This window comes from Pseudomonas sp. HN2-3, from assembly GCF_020691745.1.
GTDB lineage: Bacteria > Pseudomonadota > Gammaproteobacteria > Pseudomonadales > Pseudomonadaceae > Aquipseudomonas > Aquipseudomonas capeferrum.
Genome location: NZ_CP085704.1, coordinates 1691689 through 1708995, shown reverse-complemented (window position 1 = coordinate 1708995; position 17307 = coordinate 1691689). Strand labels below are relative to the sequence as shown.

The 17307-nt window shown below is 62.8% G+C and carries 17 protein-coding genes; 8 read left to right on the top strand and 9 right to left on the bottom strand.

Annotation, left to right across the window (positions count from 1 at the left end):
- Positions 1 to 511: 511 nt before the first annotated feature.
- Positions 512 to 2275, bottom strand: coding sequence for an ABC transporter transmembrane domain-containing protein (locus tag LJX93_RS07765; protein ID WP_033700445.1), 1764 nt, complete (start codon positions 2273 to 2275; stop codon positions 512 to 514).
- Positions 2276 to 2487: 212 nt separating this feature from the next.
- Here LJX93_RS07765 and LJX93_RS07760 point away from each other — a divergent pair, with 212 nt between their 5' ends.
- The gene (locus LJX93_RS07760; RefSeq protein WP_167334463.1) at positions 2488 to 2661 is read left to right on the top strand and encodes a PA1571 family protein; all 174 of its coding nucleotides are present in this window, start codon (positions 2488 to 2490) and stop codon (positions 2659 to 2661) included.
- Between the two features lie 81 nt (positions 2662 to 2742).
- Here the strand turns inward: LJX93_RS07760 and pdxB are convergent, their stop codons facing one another.
- The 3 genes from pdxB to rlmM form a co-directional block, all read right to left on the bottom strand.
- A complete protein-coding gene (pdxB, locus tag LJX93_RS07755) occupies positions 2743 to 3885 on the bottom strand; it encodes a 4-phosphoerythronate dehydrogenase PdxB (protein WP_227696897.1) in 1143 nt (380 codons plus the stop codon).
- A 60-nt stretch (positions 3886 to 3945) separates the two neighbouring features.
- Positions 3946 to 4188 (bottom strand): sulfurtransferase TusA, encoded by a 243-nt coding sequence (tusA, locus tag LJX93_RS07750; protein WP_033700449.1) that lies wholly within the window; start codon positions 4186 to 4188, stop codon positions 3946 to 3948.
- Between the two features lie 74 nt (positions 4189 to 4262).
- Positions 4263 to 5327: a 23S rRNA (cytidine(2498)-2'-O)-methyltransferase RlmM gene (rlmM, locus tag LJX93_RS07745; protein WP_047583284.1), complete on the bottom strand. Its 1065-nt coding sequence runs from the start codon at positions 5325 to 5327 to the stop codon at positions 4263 to 4265.
- 223 nt (positions 5328 to 5550) lie between these two features.
- Between rlmM and acnA the strand changes: the two genes are divergently transcribed.
- Together acnA and LJX93_RS07735 are read left to right on the top strand one after the other, a co-directional pair.
- Positions 5551 to 8292 carry an aconitate hydratase AcnA gene (gene acnA, locus LJX93_RS07740; RefSeq protein WP_033700451.1) on the top strand — a complete coding sequence of 914 codons (2742 nt, stop codon included), beginning with the start codon at positions 5551 to 5553 and terminating at the stop codon, positions 8290 to 8292.
- A 326-nt stretch (positions 8293 to 8618) separates the two neighbouring features.
- Positions 8619 to 10184 carry a PAS domain-containing methyl-accepting chemotaxis protein gene (locus LJX93_RS07735; protein WP_033700452.1) on the top strand — a complete coding sequence of 522 codons (1566 nt, stop codon included), beginning with the start codon at positions 8619 to 8621 and terminating at the stop codon, positions 10182 to 10184.
- Positions 10185 to 10230: 46 nt separating this feature from the next.
- Here the strand turns inward: LJX93_RS07735 and LJX93_RS07730 are convergent, their stop codons facing one another.
- The 5 genes from LJX93_RS07730 to LJX93_RS07710 all read right to left on the bottom strand — a co-directional run bounded on the left by LJX93_RS07730 (position 10231) and on the right by LJX93_RS07710 (position 13608).
- Complete coding sequence (locus LJX93_RS07730; protein ID WP_033700454.1) at positions 10231 to 11115, bottom strand: pseudouridine synthase; 885 nt, start codon at positions 11113 to 11115, stop codon at positions 10231 to 10233.
- A gap of 51 nt (positions 11116 to 11166) precedes the next feature.
- Positions 11167 to 11475 (bottom strand): hypothetical protein, encoded by a 309-nt coding sequence (locus LJX93_RS07725; protein ID WP_033701480.1) that lies wholly within the window; start codon positions 11473 to 11475, stop codon positions 11167 to 11169.
- Between the two features lie 73 nt (positions 11476 to 11548).
- On the bottom strand, positions 11549 to 11980 hold the full coding sequence (locus LJX93_RS07720) for a D-Ala-D-Ala carboxypeptidase family metallohydrolase (RefSeq protein WP_033700455.1): 432 nt from the start codon (positions 11978 to 11980) through the stop codon (positions 11549 to 11551).
- 107 nt (positions 11981 to 12087) lie between these two features.
- Entirely contained in the window at positions 12088 to 12327 is a 240-nt protein-coding gene (locus tag LJX93_RS07715) for a glutaredoxin family protein (RefSeq protein WP_033700458.1), read from the bottom strand.
- A gap of 72 nt (positions 12328 to 12399) precedes the next feature.
- Entirely contained in the window at positions 12400 to 13608 is a 1209-nt protein-coding gene (locus LJX93_RS07710) for an ammonium transporter (protein WP_186664138.1), read from the bottom strand.
- 323 nt (positions 13609 to 13931) lie between these two features.
- Between LJX93_RS07710 and LJX93_RS07705 the strand changes: the two genes are divergently transcribed.
- The 5 genes from LJX93_RS07705 (at position 13932) to LJX93_RS07685 (ending at position 17305) form a co-directional block, all read left to right on the top strand.
- Positions 13932 to 14246 carry a DUF883 family protein gene (locus LJX93_RS07705; RefSeq protein WP_047583282.1) on the top strand — a complete coding sequence of 105 codons (315 nt, stop codon included), beginning with the start codon at positions 13932 to 13934 and terminating at the stop codon, positions 14244 to 14246.
- 9 nt (positions 14247 to 14255) lie between these two features.
- Positions 14256 to 14630: a phage holin family protein gene (locus tag LJX93_RS07700; protein WP_033700463.1), complete on the top strand. Its 375-nt coding sequence runs from the start codon at positions 14256 to 14258 to the stop codon at positions 14628 to 14630.
- Positions 14627 to 14956: a hypothetical protein gene (locus LJX93_RS07695; RefSeq protein ID WP_186653961.1), complete on the top strand. Its 330-nt coding sequence runs from the start codon at positions 14627 to 14629 to the stop codon at positions 14954 to 14956. Before LJX93_RS07700 ends, LJX93_RS07695 begins: the two co-directional genes overlap by 4 nt.
- 117 nt (positions 14957 to 15073) lie before the next feature.
- Positions 15074 to 16405, top strand: coding sequence for a deoxyguanosinetriphosphate triphosphohydrolase (locus LJX93_RS07690; RefSeq protein WP_033700467.1), 1332 nt, complete (start codon positions 15074 to 15076; stop codon positions 16403 to 16405).
- A 282-nt stretch (positions 16406 to 16687) separates the two neighbouring features.
- A complete protein-coding gene (locus tag LJX93_RS07685) occupies positions 16688 to 17305 on the top strand; it encodes a response regulator transcription factor (RefSeq protein WP_033700468.1) in 618 nt (205 codons plus the stop codon).
- The last annotated feature ends 2 nt before the right edge of the window (positions 17306 to 17307 follow it).

The window sequence follows — 17307 nt, the reverse complement described above, 5'->3', positions numbered from 1 at the left end:
CATCGCTGCTGTCGATCAGTTGCCCAAGCACCTGCTGCACCTGCTGCTCGCGGGCCTGGAACTGCTGCCAGTACTTGTCCAGCTCGGCGGGCTGACGACCGCGCAGCAGCACGTTCTTCCATTCCTGCACCTGGATCTTGAACTGCAGGTTGGCCTCATCGATCAATTGCGAAGCCCGCAAGGGCCCATCCACCAGCTCGGCGTAGCCGCGCACGCTGGAAGACAGAAACTGGAAACACACCAGCGCGATCAGCAACATCGCTACCAAGCTGCCGCCGAGCAGGGCGAGAATTTGCACTCTGAGGGATTTACGCAACATCGCGATCTCAAGACCAAAGGAAAGGAACGGCGCACGCTTGCGGCGCCGGGTAAGACATTCCATGTCCCCGTAGGCTCACTCGCAAAAAAAAGGCTGCCATCGTTCGATAGCAGCCGGCTTGAGCACTTGCACAACAATTGAGACAAATAGTGTCAGGCAATTCCTACAGAATTGTTACAGAACCACGACAGGCTAGCCCGTGGTGAACTGCAGCGAGGCTAATCGGGCATACAGCGGGCTTTCTTCGATCAACTGGCGGTGCGTGCCTATTGCCACCAGGCGCCCCTTGTCGATCACCGCGATGCGATCGGCGTGCTGCACCGTGGCCAGACGATGGGCGATCACCAAGGTGGTGCGACCGGCCATCACACTGGGCAGCGCCTGCTGAATCAGGTGTTCGCTTTGCGCATCAAGGGCGCTGGTAGCCTCATCCAGCAACAGGATCGGCGCATCGACCAGCAGCGCCCGGGCAATCGCCAAGCGCTGCCGTTGCCCGCCCGACAAGCCGATGCCACCCTCCCCCAGCGGCGTCTGGTAGCCCAGCGGCAGTTGCTGGATGAATTCGTCGGCATGCGCACCGCGCGCCGCTGCCTCGACCTCGGCCAGCGTCGCCCCTGGGCGGCCATAGCGAATGTTGGCCTCGACCGTGCCGCGAAACAGCGACGGGTTCTGCGCCACCAACGCGAACTGCTGGCGCAGCTCGGCCGGGTCGAGTTCAGTGATGGCCTGGCCATCGAGCAGGATGCGCCCCTGCTGAGGGTCGTAGAAGCGCAGCAGCAGGTCGAACAGGGTCGATTTGCCGGCGCCCGAAGGCCCGACCAGGGCCACGGTCTGCCCCGGCTCGATCGCCAGGCTCAAGCCGTCGATGGCTGCAACCGCAGGCCTCGACGGGTAGGCGAAATGCACGTCTTGCAACGCAATACGCCCGACAGCACGCCGCTGAGGCAGTGAGGCGGCTACGCGCGGTGGCAGGATTGCACTGCGTGCCGCCAACAGCTCGGCAATGCGCTCGGCCGCACCGGCGGCGCGCTGCAGCTCACCGATCACCTCGCTGAGCGTGCCGAACGCACTGCCGACGATCAGGCTATAGAACACGAAGGCAGCCAGCTCGCCTGCCGAGATACGCCCGGCAATCACGTCCATGCCCCCGACCCAGAGCATGACCCCCACCGCGCCGAGCACCAGCACGATGACCAGGGTGATCAGCCACGCACGCTGGGCAATACGCTGCCGGGCCACGCTGAAGGCCGCCTCGACGGTGCTGGCGAACAGTTCGCGATCGAGCGGCTCATGGTTATAGGCCTGCACGGTCTTGATCTGCCCCAGGGTTTCGGCGACGTAGCTGCCGACATCCGCCACCCGGTCCAGGCTCTGCCGCGACAGGCTGCGCACGCGCCGGCCGAACAGCAGGATCGGCGCCAGCACCAGCGGCAAGGCCACCACCACGATGCTGGTGAGCTTGGGGTTGGTGATGAACAGCAGCACCACGCCCCCTACCACCATCAAGGCATTGCGCAGGAACATCGACAGCGAAGAGCCGATCACCGATTGCAGCAAGGTTGTGTCAGCCGTCAGCCGCGACTGGATCTCGGAGCTGCGGTTGTCTTCGAAAAACCCAGGGTGCAGCCCGACCAGGTGATCGAACACCGCACGGCGGATATCAGCCACGCAGCGCTCGCCGATCCACGACACCAGGTAGAAGCGGCTGAAGGTACCCACCGCCAGTGCCAGCACCAACAGCAGGAACAGGCCAATGGTCTGGTTGAGCTGGTGCGCGGAGCGGGTCATGAAACCCTGGTCAACCAGCAGGCGGATGCCCTGCCCCATGGACAGAGTGATTGCCGCCGTGACCACCAGTGCCAGCAATGCCAGGAGCATTTGCCGGCGATACGGGCGAACGAACTGCCAACCCAGGCGCAGGGCGCGACGTTGGCCAGGGGAGACGGATTCGGGCATGGCGGCAACCAAAGCGGCAAGGAAGCAGCAGACTACCACTCATCGGAGCGCGAGGAACGCTTGGGGGTGACTATAGCCTTTCGATCTAAAAGGGCTCTGGAGCTTTACCGCCGTTTCTGTTGGACTGTCAGGGCCGTGACAGTCGAGGATCTGTCACAGGCCAGTCACGGCGCAGGATTACCCTGAGCTTGAACCTGATGAGGAGACAGGACATGAGCTTGCAGCACAGCAGCGATACCCCGAAACCCCAGAACAACCCGCAACCCCAGGTGTGCGGCTCGATCATCGACGCCCAAGGGCGCGAGGTTCCAATCACCGAGCAGATGATCCAGAAAGCCTGCCAGGAACTGGAACAAAGCCGGGGCACCAAAGCCCGTAAAGGCTGATCGGCTAATTCATTGCAACCCGGCGCCTGCGCCGGGTTTTTATTGCCTCGGCCGGCGAAAAGGCCGACGCAGGCACATCACTCAGACCAACACCCCACCCAGCGCACTGACCAACTGCGCCAGTTGCGGCGACTCGCCACGAATCCGCACCGCCAGCCCTTCGATTTCACGCCGAGGCGGATACTGCTTGCGCAACTGATCGAATGCCGCCCGCTGCTCGGCCGGGTCGTCGCTCAAGCTACGGCGGAAGTCTGCATCGTCACGGCGCGGGTCGTACACGGCGCGGCACAAGGTGGCCAAGGCCCAGGCCGGGTCTGTAGTGGCATCGAGTTCAACTTGCGCCAGCGGCGGCTTGGGCAGCAAATCGGCCAGGCGCACCTGCTCCGCTTCGCCCAGGTGACGGCACAACGCCTGGTAGATCTGCGCAGTGCCCCGCTGCCGGCCATCGAGGCTGTAGCCGGCGATGTGCGGCGAAGCCAGCGTGCACAGGTCGGCCAGTTGCAAGTCGACCTGCGGTTCGCCTTCCCACACATCGAGCACGGCATGCACGTCTTCACGGTCCAACAGCAGCTCACGCAAGGCATCGTTGTCCACCACTGGGCCACGGCTGGCATTGATCAGCCACGCCCCTGGGCGCAACCGTGCCAGTTGCGCCTGGCCCAGCAGGTGCCAGGTGGGGTACTCGCCGCCCCGCTGCAAGGGGGTGTGCAGGCTGATCACATCGCACTGTTCCAGTACCGCCTCGAGGCTGACGTAATCGCCCCCTTCGGCGGCCTGACGCAGCGGGTCGCACACCAGCACTTTCCAGCCCAGGCCATGCAGCACACGCACCAGGCGGCCACCGACCTCCCCCGCGCCCACCACGCCGTACGTGCGCTTGGGTAGCGCGACACCATCCAGCTCGGCCAGGGTCAGCAGGCTGCCCAGCACATAGTCCACCACGCCGCGGGCATTGCAGCCCGGCGCGCTGCTCCAGTGGATGCCAGCCTCGGCAAAGTAGTCCAGGTCGAGGTGGTCGGTGCCGATGGTGCACGTGCCGACAAAACGCACACGGCTGCCTTCAAGCAGTTGGCGGTCGACCTTGGTCACCGAGCGCACCAGCAGCACATCGGCGTCCTTGACGCTGGCGGCATCGAGGCTTCGGCCCGGATAGCGGCGGATCTCGCCGAAACCTTCGAAGAAGGCATCGAGCAGCGGAATGTTCTCGTCGGCAACTATCAGCATGGCGCTCTCCTGTCAGGGGAACGCAGTGTAGGCGCTACGCGCGGCGTGTTCCAGAGCGGCTCAGTCGGCTTTCTTGCGGATCCAGTACAGGAAGGTGCCCGCGTCCTCTTGCTGCTGCAGCAGTTCGTGGCCGAGGAAGTTGCAGAACTTGGGGATGTCGCGGCGGGTCGACGGGTCGGTGGCAATGACCTTGAGCAAGCCACCTGCAGCCAGGCCACGCACGTGCTGGTGCAACATCATCACAGGCTCGGGGCAGTTCAGGCCGGTGGCATCGAGGACGGCGTCGGGGGTGAAATCAGTCATGGGCGGCTCCAAAATATTCATCATTGTCGCGCATCGTGCGGCGCGCACCAAGGGCCGCGCGCCGCCCCACGCACTCAACGCGGCTTCAGGTCCAGCCTGCGCAGATGGCAGGTCACTTCCTCACGGTCGTGATACAGCTGCTTGCAGGCGATCGAAACCCTGATCTTGCGCGCCTTGAACGTGGCCTGCATGCGGTCGAGCAGGCGCCGCACCTCGGTGTAACGTTGCTTCATCGGCAGCTTGAGGTTGACCACCGCCTCGCGGCACAGCCCTTCCCCCAGCCAGGTTTCGATCAATGCGGTGGTCCGCGCCGGCTTCTCGACGATGTCGCAGACCATCCAGTCCACCGGCTGCTTCGGCTGCCAGGTGAAACCATCCGCCATCAGGTGCTGGACCAGCCCGGTGTCCATCAAGCTCTCGGCCATCGGGCCATTGTCGATGGCGGTGACCAACATTCCGCGGCGCACCAGCTGATAGGTCCAGCCGCCAGGCGAGGCGCCCAGGTCGACACCGGTCATGTCATCACCCAGGCGCTGGTCCCACTGCTCGCGGGGGATGAACTGATGCCAGGCTTCTTCCAGCTTGAGGGTCGAGCGGCTGGGCGCTTCACGGGGAAACTTCAGGCGCGGGATGCCCATTGGCCAGAGCGCGCTGTTGTTGGCCGCAGCCTGGCCGACAAATACCCGCCGGCCAGTGATGAAGCTCAGCAGAAGGCGTGGACGGCTGGCGTCTTCAACCAGGCGACCGGCTTTTTCCAGGGCCTTGCGCAACGGCACCTCGAACTTGCGGCAGAACGTCGACAGCTCCTTGCCTTCGTTGCTGTCGAGCACTTCCAGCCACAGGCTGCCGAACACAGGCAGGCTGGCCAGGTGCTCGAGCAATACGCTGATGCGATCGCTCTCCGGCAACTCGACGAAACTGCCACGGGCCCACTGCCGCGGGAAGATCAGCTCAGCGAAGCGCAGTTCCCCCATCAGGCGCTCGGCGCCATTGTCCTCGGTGCAGACAAACTCGGCACTGGCGCTCTGCGCTTTGCCTTTGGCATAGCCGGCAACCCCCAGGCGGGCGGCATGTTCGCTGATCTCGGCGCAGACCTCGCCCTCGAAACCGGGCCGGCAATGCATGAACAGGGTACTCATCTCTCACTCCACTACGGCGGGCGCACCACAGGCGCCGGCAGGGCGGCGATGATAAAGGAAGTTCGGAACCTGCGACACGTCCCGCCGGTCCAGAAAAGGGTCAGGCAGGCCAAACCGGTCTAACCTGACCATTCAGCCAGGTCCGTACCGTGCGGATCGAAACAGAGCGGTGACACCGGCAAACACCCAGATTTGCCGGGCACCGGCGCAGAAGGAGTTGGCAATGCCCTCGCTCGATAGCCTGAACACCCTCAAGACCCTCAAGGTCGCCGACCAGACGTACCACTATTACAGCCTTACCGAGGCCGCCCGCCAGTTGGGCGACCTGCAACGCCTGCCCATGTCGCTCAAGGTGCTGCTGGAAAACCTGCTGCGCTGGGAGGACGGCAAGACCGTCACCGGTGACGACCTGCGCGCCATTGCCCAATGGCTGGAGGCGCGCCGCTCCGACCGGGAAATCCAGTACCGCCCTGCCCGGGTGCTGATGCAGGACTTCACCGGCGTACCCGCCGTGGTCGACCTGGCAGCCATGCGCGCCGCCATGGCCAAGGCCGGTGGCGACCCGCAGCGGATCAACCCGCTGTCGCCGGTCGACCTGGTAATCGACCACTCGGTGATGGTCGACCGCTATGGCACGCCCCAGTCGTTCAGCGAGAACGTCGACATCGAAATGCAGCGTAATGGCGAGCGCTATGCCTTCCTGCGTTGGGGCCAGAGCGCCTTCGACAACTTCCGGGTAGTACCGCCGGGCACCGGCATCTGCCACCAGGTCAACCTGGAATACCTTGGCCGCACCGTCTGGACCCGTGAAGAAGACGGCCGCACCTATGCCTTCCCCGACACCCTGGTCGGCACCGATTCGCACACCACCATGATCAACGGCCTGGGAGTGCTGGGCTGGGGTGTTGGCGGCATCGAGGCCGAAGCCGCGATGCTCGGCCAACCCGTGTCGATGCTGATCCCGGAAGTGATCGGCTTCAAATTGACCGGCAAGCTGCGCGAGGGCATCACCGCCACCGACCTGGTGTTGACCGTGACGCAGATGCTGCGCAAGAAAGGGGTGGTGGGCAAGTTCGTCGAATTCTACGGCGATGGGCTGGCCGAGCTGCCCCTGGCCGACCGTGCCACCATCGCCAACATGGCCCCCGAGTATGGCGCCACGTGCGGCTTCTTCCCGGTCGACCAGGTGACCCTTGACTACCTGCGCCTGACCGGGCGCCCCGAGCAGACAGTGCAACTGGTCGAACAGTACTGCAAGGCCCAAGGCCTGTGGCGCCTGCCTGGCCAGGACCCGGTGTTCAGCGATGCCCTGGCCCTCGACATGACCGACGTCGAGGCCAGCCTGGCCGGGCCCAAACGCCCGCAGGACCGGGTCGCCCTGGGCCAGGTCAGCCAGGCGTTTGACCACTTCATCGAACTGCAACCCAAGCCACTGGCCAAGGAAGTCGGCCGCCTGGAAAGCGAAGGCGGCGGCGGTGTGGCGGTGGGCAACGCCGATCAGGCGGGCGAAATCGACTACAGCCATGCAGGCCAGACCCACACCCTGCGCGACGGTGCAGTGGTCATCGCCGCGATCACCTCCTGCACCAACACCTCGAACCCCAGCGTGATGATGGCCGCCGGGCTGGTGGCGAAAAAGGCCCTGGAGAAGGGCCTGCAGCGCAAACCCTGGGTCAAGAGCTCGCTGGCCCCTGGCTCCAAGGTGGTCACCGACTACTTCAAGGCTGCCGGGCTGACGCCGTATCTGGATGAGTTGGGTTTTGACCTGGTGGGTTACGGCTGCACCACCTGCATCGGCAACTCCGGCCCACTGGATGAAGCGATCGAGCAAGCCATCGGCAGCGCCGACCTGACCGTTGCCTCGGTGCTCTCGGGCAACCGCAACTTCGAGGGCCGCGTGCATCCGCTGGTCAAGACCAACTGGCTGGCCTCGCCGCCGCTGGTAGTGGCTTACGCCCTGGCCGGCAGCGTGCGCCTGGACCTGACCCGCGACCCGTTGGGCACTGGCAAGGACGGCCAGCCAGTGTACCTGCGCGACATCTGGCCCAGCCAGCAGGAGATTGCCGCCGCCGTTGCCAAGGTCGACACCGCGATGTTCCACAAGGAGTACGCCGAAGTCTTCGAAGGCGACGCGCAGTGGCAGGCCATCGAGGTGCCGCAAGCGGCCACGTATGTCTGGCAGGAGGCATCGACCTACATTCAGCATCCACCGTTCTTCGACGACATCGGCGGGCCGCCGCCGCAGGTCGAGGACATCGAGGGTGCACGCGTGCTGGCCCTGCTCGGCGACTCGGTCACCACCGACCACATCTCCCCGGCCGGCAACATCAAGGCCGACAGCCCCGCCGGGCGCTACCTGCGCAGCAAGGGTGTGGAACCGCGGGACTTCAACTCCTACGGATCGCGCCGGGGTAACCACGAGGTGATGATGCGCGGCACGTTCGCCAACATCCGTATTCGCAACGAGATGCTTGGGGGTGAGGAAGGGGGCAATACCCTATTCGTGCCAACGGGCGAAAAGCTGTCGATCTACGATGCCGCCATGCAGTACCAGGCCCAGGGTACGCCGCTGGTGGTGATCGCCGGCCAGGAATACGGCACAGGGTCCAGCCGTGACTGGGCCGCCAAGGGCACCAATCTGTTGGGGGTCAAGGCGGTGCTGGCAGAAAGCTTTGAACGCATCCACCGGTCGAACCTGGTGGGCATGGGCGTGCTGCCCCTGCAGTTCAAGGCCGGGCACGATCGCAAGCAACTGGCGCTGACCGGCAGGGAGCGCATCGATGTGCTGGGGTTGAGCGGTGCTCATCTACGGCCAGGCATGAGCCTGACGCTGCGTATCACCCGCGAGGACGGGCAGCAGGAGCAGATCGAGGTGCTGTGCCGCATCGATACCTTGAATGAGGTGGAGTACTTCAAGTCGGGGGGGATTCTGCATTATGTATTGCGCCAGTTGATTGCTGGTTGAGATGCAAGGCTTGGCTGGGGATTTCACAGGCACCGCAAATCCCCAGCCAACGCCACCACCCCCCTCCACCCTCTCTCGGCGGCCTCATTCCGCTATCGGCTACTGGCTCTTGGCCAGCCATTGAGTCATCATCAGACTCACACGTCACCAAACAGCCTTAAAAACGCAAAAATGACGCCATTTTGATCAAACGTGCCTGTTCCCTAGCTCATTCCGAATAATGGCTTATTGCCACAAATCAAGCCCATTAAATATCCATTCAATAAAACCAGCGGCTTGCCGATACCTCACGAAAGCCTTGCGGATTCTTTGCGGATTACCCACCCATGCGTAACAACCAGCCGATTACCCAGAGAGAACGGACTTTCCCTGCCCAGCAGCGGTTGATCTCCACCACCAACGCCAAGGGCGTGATCAGCTACTGCAATGACGCGTTTATCGAAATCAGTGGGTTCACCCGCGAAGAGTTGACCGGCGCGCCGCACAACCTGGTGCGTCACCCGGATGTGCCCGCGGCCGTGTTCGCCCACATGTGGCAAACCCTCAAACAGGGCCAGCCTTGGATGGGCATCGTCAAGAACCGCTGCAAGAACGGTGACCACTACTGGGTCAACGCCTATGTCACGCCGATCTTCGACAATAACCAGGTGGTCGGTTTCGAATCGGTGCGGGTCAAACCCACCGCCGAACAGATCCGCCGAGCCGAAGGCCTCTACCAGCGCCTGAACCAGGGCAAGTCGGCGGTGCCGCGACGTGATCAATGGCTGCCGATTCTGCAGGACTGGCTGCCGTTCATTCTGGTAAGCCAGGTGGGCTTCCTGATTGGCAACTGGCTTGGCCACTCCTGGGGCTTCGGCCTGGCGGCGGCCCTGTCGGTGCCCCTTGGCCTGCTCGGCCTGAGCTGGCAGCAACGTGGCCTCAAGCGCCTGCTGCGCCTGGCGGAACAAACCACGTCCGACCCCCTCATCGCGCAGATGTACACCGATAGCCGCGGCGTTCAGGCCCGCCTGGAAATGGCCATGCTCAGCCAGGATGCACGCATGAAAACCTGCCTGACACGCCTGCAGGACAGTGCAGAACACCTCAGCGAACAGGCGCGGCAATCCGATGCCCTGGCCCACAAGAGCTCTTCGGGGCTGGAGCGCCAGCGGGTGGAAACCGAGCAAGTGGCGGCCGCCGTCAACCAGATGGCTGCCACCACCCAGGAAGTGGCCAACCATGTGCAACGCACTGCCGACGCCACCCAGGAAGCCAATCGCCTGACCAGCCAGGGCCGGCAGATTGCCGGTGAAACCCGTGAGGCCATCGAGCGCCTGTCGGCGGCAGTGGGTGAAACCGGTGCAACGGTGACGCAACTGGCCAAGGACAGCGACGAAATCGGCGGTGTGGTCGATGTGATCAAGGGCATCGCCGACCAGACCAACCTGCTGGCGCTGAACGCCGCCATCGAAGCCGCCCGCGCCGGAGAGATGGGCCGTGGTTTTGCGGTCGTGGCCGACGAGGTACGCCAGTTGGCCCAGCGCACTGCCGAATCCACCGGGCAGATCCACGGCCTGATCGCCAAGCTGCAGCAGACAGCCAGCAACGCCGTACTGACCATGGAAACCGGCCACCGCCAGGCACAGGAAGGGGTCGACCGGGTCATGCAGGCCGATGAAGCGTTGGTCGGTATCAGCGAAGCGGTGGCCAATATCACCGACATGGCGACCCAGATCGCAGCCGCTACCGAAGAGCAGACTGCCGTCGCCGACGAGATCAGCCGCAACATCAGCACCATTGCCGACCTTGCCGACCAGACAGCTGAACAGGCCCAGCATTCGGCGCTGCTCAGCGAGGAACTGACCAGCACTGCCGGTAGCCAGTATTCGCTGGTGGAGCGTTTCAACCGCTAAGACACCGAGCCTTGTGTGATATTGGGGCGGCCTTGGCGGGCCGCTCCTACCAGTCCAATTGCAACCGGCTCTCGAAATACCGCTCCTCACCCGTCAACGGATCTTCGAAACGCAGGCTCTGCGCCAACAGTTTCAAAGGCCGCTGATAATCGTCATCGGTCTGCAGCAGTTCGGGGTAGAACGGATCGTTGCAGATTGCCGCGCCCAATGCCGCCATGTGTACACGCAATTGGTGGGTCTTGCCGGTCACCGGCGACAGACCGTAGCGCCATAACTCGCCACGCGTCTCCAGCACCTGGGCCAAGGTTTCGCTGTTGTCAACGCCCTCCACCTCCTGCATGCGGAAGAACGGCTCGCCATGCACCAGGCGGCTTTTGTGCACCAGCGGGAAGTTGTGCTGGGGCATGGCTGCGGCGATGGCCTGGTAGCGTTTGTCGATCCGCCGCTCGGGGAACAAGCGCTGGTAGGCACTGCGCGTCTGGGGGTTGGCGGAGAACAGCACAAGCCCTGCGGTATGCCGGTCGATGCGGTGCAAAGGCACCAGATGCGGGTTGTCCAGACGCCGAATCAGCCGGCGCAGCAAAGTCTGCTCGACATACTCACCGGTCGGGGTCACCGGCAGAAAGTGCGGTTTGTCGGCAACCACCAAATGCTCGTCCACGTGCAACAGGGTTTCCTGCACAGGGATCGGCCGCTCATTTGGCACTTCCCGGAAGTAGTGCAAGCGCATGCCGCGTTTATAAGCCAGCCCAGCAGAGATTGCCTGCCCCTGCGCATCGAGCACGCGGCCGCGGGCAAAGCGGTCAAGCCACTGCGCCCGTTCGATGGCCTTGAAATGGTCACACAGGCAATCGAGCACCGTCGCCCAGTTGCCGGGGGGCAGGCACACCGTGCTGGCTTGCTGGCGGGCAGGGTCGAAAGGCGTGGTCATGGCAGCGCTCAAAAGGTTGGAGGCCGCGCATTATCCTCCAAGCCTTCCACCTCAACCAGCCTGTAGCGTCGCCTCGCTGCGCGCCTTCAACCAGCGCAGTACTTGCACGGCCTCCCAGCGGTTGGGGTCGTACAGGGCATATAACAAACCCTGGTAACCTACGACGTCCAGCCCACGGTGGTAACCGGCACGCTGGAACAATGCCTCGATCTCGGCAAAACAGGTATTGAAGTGAACCTTGCCGAACGGCGTTCGGTCTTCAGTCACCAGGCCTTCGAGGCGCAGTTCCAGAACGGCGTCGCACACCCGCTCGACGGGCATGTGGTTGACGCTGTACTTGAGTTGCTCGACGTTGAGCATGGCCTTCCCCTCGAACACTGTATTTATATACAGCATACGGACCTCCCCTCCTCCACGTCAATTCGCCAGCGCGTCATTGCAACCCCTGCAGGTAACCGGTGCCTCTGCGAATGGTCAGCACCTGGCCCCGCGGAGTGCCAGTGGTCACGGACAAATGCACCCACCGGTCAAACTCCAGGATCAGTTGATCGAAGGGTACGTCGCTGTCGCTGATTCTGCGTATCACCTCACGCGGGCTGACGTCGATCACCGTGAAGTCGGCTGCCAACCCCAGCACATGCTGGCTTGACGGTGCCCCACCGACACGCTGATTAAGCGCACTGCAGCGGTAGCCGCTACTGATGATGATCGGCATGCCGAGCAGCGCACGTACCTTTTCAAGCACGCCGCACAGGACAGTTAGATTGGCCAGTACCTCAGGTGTAGGGGTGTTGTCAAACCCTTCCCTTGCGGCGATTTTCGAAGCGGTCATTTCATCCAGGGTGAAATGAGGCGTGATGAACATGGTTAGATTCTCGATGACAGTTCAAGGACACCGGCAGCAGTGGCCGGCACCCGATCATCGACTTGTAATCCCAACCATGGCGTGAGGAACGCGTGCCCATTGGGCGATCATTGCGCGAGAAACGCCACCACTTGCTCGGCATCGAACGGCCAATGCAGCTCGCCGCCATTGTCACAGCGACGCAGCACGGGAATGATCAGGCCATAGCGTTCGAACATGGCCTCGTTATCGGCAATGTCGACCAGCTCCACCAACAGGCCATGATCGACGAAAGGCATCAGCACAGCCTCGGCCACTTCGCACAGGTGGCAGCCGAGGGTGCCGAACAATTGGCATTCAGGCAGCATGGGGCAGTTCTCGGTTTGGCTTTGGAAAAGCCTATTCTAGGTCCGTCCCGCCCACTGCGCACCTGGCCTCGCTCAATCCTGGCTGGTCGCACCAATGCGGTGCAGCGACAGGTCCGCGCCCTGAAACTCCTGCTCGTGGCTCAAGCGCAAGCCATGCAGCGCTCGGATCACCCCATAGACGACAAAGCCTCCGAGCAATGCCACCAGCACCCCCATAAGACTGCCCAGCAACTGGCTGGCCAGGCTGACACCGCCCATGCCACCAAGGGCGGCCTGGCCGAACACGCCACAGGCAATGCCACCCCACACACCGCACAGGCCGTGCAACGGCCACACGCCCAGCACGTCGTCGATTTTCCAGCGGTTCTGCGCCGCTGTGAAACTCCAGACAAACAGCACCCCAGCCACCAGGCCGGTGGCCAGCGCGCCAATCGGGTGCATCAGGTCGGAACCGGCACAGATCGCCACCAGCCCGGCCAGCGGCCCATTGTGCAGGAAGCCCGGGTCGTTGCGCCCGGCCAGCAAGGCCGCCAGGGTGCCGCCGACCATGGCCATCAGCGAATTGATCGCCACCAGGCCGCTTACGCCCTGCAAGGTCTGGGCGCTCATCACGTTGAAGCCGAACCAGCCAATGATCAGGATCCACGAACCCAGCGCCAGAAACGGAATGCTCGAAGGTGCAAAAGCCACCAGGCGGCCGTCGCGGTAGCGCCCGCGCCGTGGCCCCAGCAACACCACTGCCGCCAGCGCCAGCCAGCCGCCCATGGCATGCACCACGACAGAGCCGGCAAAGTCATGGAACGGCGCCCCGAAGCGTGCGTGCAGCCAGGCCTGCACACCGAAGTTGCCGTTCCACACCACGCCTTCGAAAAACGGATAGACAAACGCCACGATCAACGCGGTGGCACACAGCTGCGGAACGAAACGCGCACGCTCGGCAATGCCCCCGGAGATGATCGCCGGGATGGCAGCTGCGAACGTGAGCAGGAAGAAGCACTTGACCAGCGCATAGCCATGGTCGACGGCCAGTTGCGCCGCCGGCTGGAAGAAACTCACGCCGTAGGCGATCCAATAGCCGATAAAGAAGTACACCAGCGCCGAAATGGCGAAGTCGCTGAGGATCTTCGACAAGGCATTGACTTGATTCTTGTGCCGTACGGTGCCCACTTCGAGAAAGGCGAAGCCAGCATGCATGGCCAGCACCAGAATGGCGCCCATGAGAATGAACAGGGTATTCGAACCGTGGACCAGGGAGTCCATCGCGCTGTGCATGTGTTCCATGAATAGGCAGACCTGCGGAAAAGGCACCAGGACAGTTCAAGAACCTGCATCCCTGCACCGAATCGGTGCCAGCCCCCTGCCCCGTTTGCTGAATGGGGCGAGGCCTGCATGGTTTATTCTTGGGTTTGTCGAGGATTGGGTTAAGGTTTACGGTAGTTCGTCACGCAGGGCGCCCCGAATCGGCGCAGTGCGCGCCAGCGGCGCCCCGCTACGTGGCAAAGCCTTAGCAAGGCCCATACCAGCCCAGTTACCCGCACAGCCACTTGAACCTTCGGCATGTGCTATCACTCGAACTACCAAGACTCATCAACAGGGAGAGACCCATGGCCAGCAAATCGGCAAAGACTGCTCAAGAGATATTGATGGCTGACTTTCAGGCCTTGGTCCGCGACACCGAGAAGCTGCTCGCCGACACCGCCAACCTGGCAGGCGATCAGGCTGACGAATTGCGTGAACAGATCCATGACCGCCTGACTCAGGCCCGTGAAACCCTGCAACTGACTCAGGAATCGGTGCGCGACCGCGGCCAGGCAGCCCTTGGCACCGCCGAGCAGTACGTGCAGGAAAACCCCTGGCAGGCCATCGGTATTGCGGCGGGCGTGGGGCTGTTGATCGGCCTGCTGGCCAATCGGCGCTGAGGGGTTCCCATGGAGAATGACGCCATCGGCGCCGGTGCTTCGGGCAAACGCCTGGGCGCGGCGATGCTCGGGCTGCTGCACAGCCACATCGAGCTGTTTGGTATCGAGCTGCAGGAGCAGAAGGGCCGCACCTTGAGTCTGCTGTTGTTCGCAGGTTTGGCACTGGTGTTCGCCCTGCTGCTGCTGACGGCGCTGTCCGGGCTGCTGCTGGTGCTGCTGTGGGACAGCTATCGCCTGGCGGGCATCATCGGCCTGTGCGTGTTCTACGGTGTGGCCGCGTTGTATTGCGGTTTGCGTTTGAAGGCTGCAGTGTTCGACGAGTCATCGCCGTTCGGCGCGACCCTCGAGGAACTTGCCAAGGACCGGGAGCGCCTGTTGCCATGAGCCTGCCTGAACTACCCAATACCCGTAACCCTCGCGAACTGCGCAAGGCCCTGTTGCGCCTGCGTCTGGAGATGCACCGCCAGGAAATCCGCCACGAGTCGGGGCAACTGCTTGAGCCACTGCAGCGCATGCGCGGCATGGGCAGTTCGCTGCACGAGGGGCTTGGCATCAAGCATGCGCCGCTGTGGGGGATTGGCGCGGTGGTCGCCTTGGGCTTTCTCACCGGCAAGGGCGTGCGCAGTGGCAACCTGACACGGCTGGTGCGCTTGGGCGGCAGCCTGCTGCCACTGATCCGGCTGTACCTGCAGGGCAGCCGCCGGCACTGACGTTTTCGCATCACCTGAACAGACGCGATCACCCGCCGGTGATCGCGTAAACCTTCAGCTTGCATGGTGACTCACGACACAGGAAGCTATGCCCATCGACCGACAGGAGATCGAGCCTTGGACTGGCATACCTTGCTGACCCGCGAACGCCTGGGCAAAGCCCTGTACAGCCCCGAAGAACTCGGGCGCAGCCCTTTCCACAAGGACCACGACCGCATCATCTTCTCCGGCGCCTTCCGCCGGCTTGGGCGCAAGACTCAAGTACACCCGGTTACCAGCAACGACCATATCCATACGCGCCTGACCCATTCCCTGGAAGTCAGTTGCGTCGGCCGCTCGCTCGGCATGCGGGTGGGCGAAACCCTGCGTGACAGCCTGCCAGACTGGTGCGAACCAAGCGACCTCGGGATGATCGTGCAATCGGCCTGCCTGGCCCACGACATCGGCAACCCGCCGTTCGGCCACTCCGGCGAAGACGCCATCCGCCACTGGTTCCAGCAGGCAGCAGGGCGTGGCTGGCTGGACGACATGAGCGATGACGAGCGCGCCGACTTCCTCAACTTCGAAGGCAATGCCCAAGGCTTTCGCGTACTCACCCAACTGGAGTATCACCAGTTCGACGGCGGCACCCGGCTGACGTACGCCACCCTCGGCACTTACCTCAAGTACCCCTGGAGCGCCCGCCATGCCGATGCCCTGGGTTACAAGAAACACAAGTTCGGCAGCTACCAGAGCGAACTGCCGTTGCTCGAACAGATCGCCCGCAAACTCGGCTTGCCGCAACTGGAAGATCAACGCTGGGCGCGCCACCCGCTGGTCTACCTGATGGAGGCCGCAGATGACATCTGCTATGCGCTGATCGACTTGGAAGATGGCGTGGAGATGGAGCTGCTGGAGTATGCCGAAGTCGAGGCGCTGCTACTCGGCCTGGTGGGCGACGACCTGCCGGAAACCTATCGCCAACTCGGCCCGCGCGACTCGCGACGGCGCAAGCTGGCGATCCTGCGCGGCAAGGCCATCGAACACCTGACCAACGCCGCCGCCCACGCCTTCGTCGAACAGCAACAGGCACTGCTCGCCGGGCATCTGCCCGGCGACCTGGTCGAACATATGCACGGCCCGGCCAAGCACTGCGTGCTGCAAGCCAAGGACATGGCGCGCAACAAGATCTTCCAGGACAAACGCAAGACCCTGCACGAAATCGGCGCCTACACCACGCTCGAGATCCTCTTGAACACCTTCTGCGGCGCGGCCCTCGAACAGCATGGCGGCCGCACCCCCTCGTTCAAGAGCCGGCGTGTACTCGACCTGATCGGCAACAATGCACCGGACCCGCATGGCTCATTGCACAGCGCCTTCCTGCGCATGATCGACTTCATCGCCGGCATGACCGACAGCTATGCCAGTGAAATGGCCCGCGAAATGACGGGGCGCTCCAGCCCGACCTGAGCCCGTCAGGTGCAGCCCGAGCACAGCCTCTGGCTGCACCCTTTCTTGAAGGAAACTTCCTACTTGTGTAGGTGCCGATTAAACACCACGAATAACAGTCAATGAAAAGTTACCAAACAAGGTTTGACATCAAGCTCCACAGGCCAAATTCGTAGCCCGATTTGTTTTATCCTGTAAGCCATTTCCCATATACAGCGAATAGCCCTTCCTCACATGCCCGACGACTTCCAACTGGGATAAGGTGCCACCCGTCACCCTCACTCGCCCGCAGGGAAGTTGAACATGCACTCCGTATTTATTGTCGACGACCATCCCGTTATCCGCCTGGCCGTTCGTATGTTGCTGGAAAATCAGAACTACAAGATCGTCGGCGAATCGGACAATGGCGTTGACGCCATGCAGATGATTCGAGAAACCGCCCCTGACCTGGTCATCCTCGACATCAGCATCCCCAAGCTAGACGGCCTAGAGGTGCTTTCCCGCTTCCAGGCCATGTCCCTGCCGTTGAAGGTTCTGGTGCTGACCGCCCAATCCCCGGCGTTGTTCGCCGTACGCTGCATGCACTCGGGCGCTGCGGGCTATGTGTGCAAGCAGGAAGACCTCAGCGAACTGCTCAGCGCGATCAAGGCAGTACTTGCCGGTTACAACTATTTCCCCAGCCAGGCAATCAAACACAATCAAACGGTAGATGCCGACCTGCAACTCTTCCGCCAGGTCAATGACCGTGAACTCATGGTCCTGCAATTATTTGCCCAAGGGCGAAGCAACAAGGAAATCGCCAAAGGCATGTTCCTCAGCAACAAGACGGTGAGTACCTACAAGAAGCGCCTGATGCACAAACTCCAGGTCGAGACCTTGGTGGACCTGATCGAAATGGCCAAACGCAACGCACTGGTCTGAGG